The following is a 2,764-nucleotide window of genomic DNA, read 5'->3' on the forward strand; positions in this document are numbered from 1 at the left end:
ATGAGTTATTGATTGTATTTTGCTTCCAGTTGGTTGTTTTATAACGAGGTTTAGGTATAGGGCTACAAGAGGGAGTGAATGTAGCTGATCAGATCGTAGGTTTAGTTCCAATGAATTACGCAACAAAGCCGAGACTATGGGGAAATCACTTTTGGGCTAGAGGGTATTTTGTAGATACGGTCGGTGTGAATGAAAAAGTCATTCGCCGATATGTACGACACCAAGATAAGCAGGACATAGAGTATGAGCAACAACTGTAGTTATTGAAGAATTGATAGCGCGGAAGCCCCTTTCTAGGGATGATAAAGCGAAATTGCCTTCTAAGAAGGCGGATATTTTTTCAGTCTTGCATTGTAAAGGGGTCAAGGAAATGGGCATGGCTTAGACCATAAATATAATGAACCAAATGTTTGTCTGCCCATTAGGTTTTCGGGCAGACAATTAGCTTAATTTTTAAAAGAAGCCTAAAGGATTAACACTGTGGCTAACGATGATATTTTTGGTGTTCTGGTAGTGGTCTAGCATCATTTTGTGTGTTTCTCTACCAATCCCGGACTTTTTATAGCCGCCAAACGCAGCGTGAGCAGGGTAAGCATGGTAGCAGTTAACCCAAATTCGCCCAGCTTGTATATTTTTCGCCATATGTGAAATCAGATTGTTGTCACGTGTCCATACTCCAGCACCTAAGCCATACTCAGTATCGTTGGCGATTGCCAGAGCTTCTTCAGTGTCCTTAAATGTAGTAACAGCAACGACTGGGCCAAAAATCTCTTCTTGGAAAATACGCATATCGTTAGTTCCTTTGAAGAGGGTAGGCTCGACAAAGTAACCATTGTCTTCATTGCTGTTACCACCAATAAGTAATTCGGCACCTTCTTCATGACCAAGAGCTATGTATTTGCGAATTTTGTCAAATTGCTCTTGTGACACCTGTGAACCAACTTGTGTGTCGGTATCGAGTGGGTTTCCTTGTTGGATCGTTTTCATGCGAGTTTGCAAACGTGAAATGAAGCGATCGTAAATTGATTCATGAATCAAAACTCGAGAAGGACACGTGCAGACTTCACCTTGATTGAAAAAAGCTAACAAGACACCTTCGATACACTTATCAAGGTAACTGTCTTCGTGATCAAATATATCAGCCATAAAAATATTTGGAGATTTACCACCTAGCTCGACTGTTGACGGAATTAGGTTCTCAGCGGCACACTTCAGAATATGCTGTCCAACTTCTGTAGAGCCAGTAAAGGCTACTTTAGCAATCTTTTTATGTGTAGCAAGTGCTTGACCTGCTTCTGAACCATAGCCATTTACGACATTGATTACACCGGCAGGGACTAGATCTTCGATGAGCTCCATCAATACTAAGATTGATGCAGGAGTTTGTTCCGCTGGTTTTAATACTACGCAGCAGCCAGCAGCCAGCGCGGGTGCCAGCTTCCAAGCGGCCATTAAGAGTGGGAAGTTCCATGGGATAATTTGTCCTACAACACCAACAGGTTCTGGGAAGTGGTAGGTCATGGTTTGTGAATCTAGTTCCGCAGCGGAACCTTCTTGAGCTCTAATGCATCCAGCAAAATAGCGGAAATGGTCGACAACGAGTGGAATATCAGCGGCGAGAGTCTCGCGAATAGGTTTCCCATTGTCCCATGTTTCAGTAATAGCAAGCATCTCAAGGTTGTTCTCAATACGCTCAGCTATCTTTAATAATATGTTTGAACGCTCAGTGACTGATGTTGAAGCCCAGTCATTTTTCGCATTGTGCGCAAAATTAACTGCCAAATCGATGTCTTCTTGAGTCGAAGCTGGAATTTCACAAATTACAGAATGGTTGATTGGGGAGGTATTAGTAAAATATTTTCCATGTTTCGGTGCTACCCATGCCCCTCCTATGAAGTTTTGATACTGCGGCTTGAAATCGACAATCGAATTTTCAGTTCCTGGTTGTGCATATAACATTTTCAGTTCCTTTTTTTAGATTCTGTGCGTTATTATCCACCCGCACATGAAAAATAAAATAAGCAACTTCAACCATAGGTTAAGCTAGAATAAAAATAGCCATACTAAATCAATGGTTTATATGTTAACCGTGAAACTAAAAGTCTTGAATGCTTAGGGTATATGTCTTTTTCTAATGAATTTCATTTTAATATGCTAGTTCTATCAATGTAAATAGATCGCTATCATTACCAATATAGTAACCAAATAGGACATATATATCTGATCTTATGGACGTAATAATGGTGTTATTTTTATAACTACATGATATTTGGTTGGTTTGTTTTGTTGGTGCAATTGGTTTCACTGTTTTATTTTAAACATATAACGTTAACATATGAGGAACAAGAACAATGAACTAGAGGAATGTAAAGTGTATCAAGAATTGAGCCAACTGTTAGATGACATTGGATATGCATTTGATAAGCATGAGCTGAAGATATGTACTATCAGAGCTCAAAAAAACAAAGTTATAAAAGCGATGATTGTAAAGGCAAAAGAACTAAATTTTGATATTTCGTCAAATCTATCGAAAAGTGTCTTGTCAGCGATAGTTAGTCAGGAAGACATTAACGAGCAACAAGCGATTGACGTTTTGACGAAGTATGTAATTAGCGACAATATAATTCAAAGAGAAATGAGAGAGAGCCTTTTCCTTGCTGCGATGAGGAAAAGCGAAGAGTTTCATATTGTTATGCTATTGAATGGAGAAGGGGCTTTGTTGCGTAATTAAATTTAAAGATAGAACAACCCCGTTTCGCGTATT

Annotated in this window: 2 protein-coding genes and 1 pseudogene; 2 read left to right on the plus strand and 1 reads right to left on the minus strand. The window is 39.4% G+C overall.

The window, feature by feature from the left end; translation table 11 throughout:
- Window positions 1–125: 125 nt before the first annotated feature.
- A pseudogene (locus AB6D07_RS22775) lies at window positions 126–260 on the plus strand (transposase); the annotation flags it as partial.
- 193 nt (window positions 261–453) lie between these two features.
- Here AB6D07_RS22775 and AB6D07_RS22780 read toward each other — a convergent pair.
- Window positions 454–1,959: an aldehyde dehydrogenase family protein gene (locus tag AB6D07_RS22780; protein WP_017098662.1), complete on the minus strand. Its 1,506-nt coding sequence runs from the start codon at window positions 1,957–1,959 to the stop codon at window positions 454–456.
- A 376-nt stretch (window positions 1,960–2,335) separates the two neighbouring features.
- Between AB6D07_RS22780 and AB6D07_RS22785 the strand changes: the two genes are divergently transcribed.
- Window positions 2,336–2,731: a hypothetical protein gene (locus AB6D07_RS22785; RefSeq protein ID WP_372140761.1), complete on the plus strand. Its 396-nt coding sequence runs from the start codon at window positions 2,336–2,338 to the stop codon at window positions 2,729–2,731.
- The last annotated feature ends 33 nt before the right edge of the window (window positions 2,732–2,764 follow it).

The organism is Vibrio sp. 10N.239.312.C11 (assembly GCF_041466065.1).
Lineage (GTDB): Bacteria > Pseudomonadota > Gammaproteobacteria > Enterobacterales > Vibrionaceae > Vibrio > Vibrio tasmaniensis_A.

What these genes read in the sequence shown, in the direction of transcription:
- AB6D07_RS22780 (WP_017098662.1), bottom strand. Translation starts at nt 1,959, where the DNA reads ATGTTATATGCACAACCAGGAACTGAAAATTCGATTGTCGATTTCAAG.
- AB6D07_RS22785 (WP_372140761.1), top strand. Translation starts at nt 2,336, where the DNA reads ATGAGGAACAAGAACAATGAACTAGAGGAATGTAAAGTGTATCAAGAA.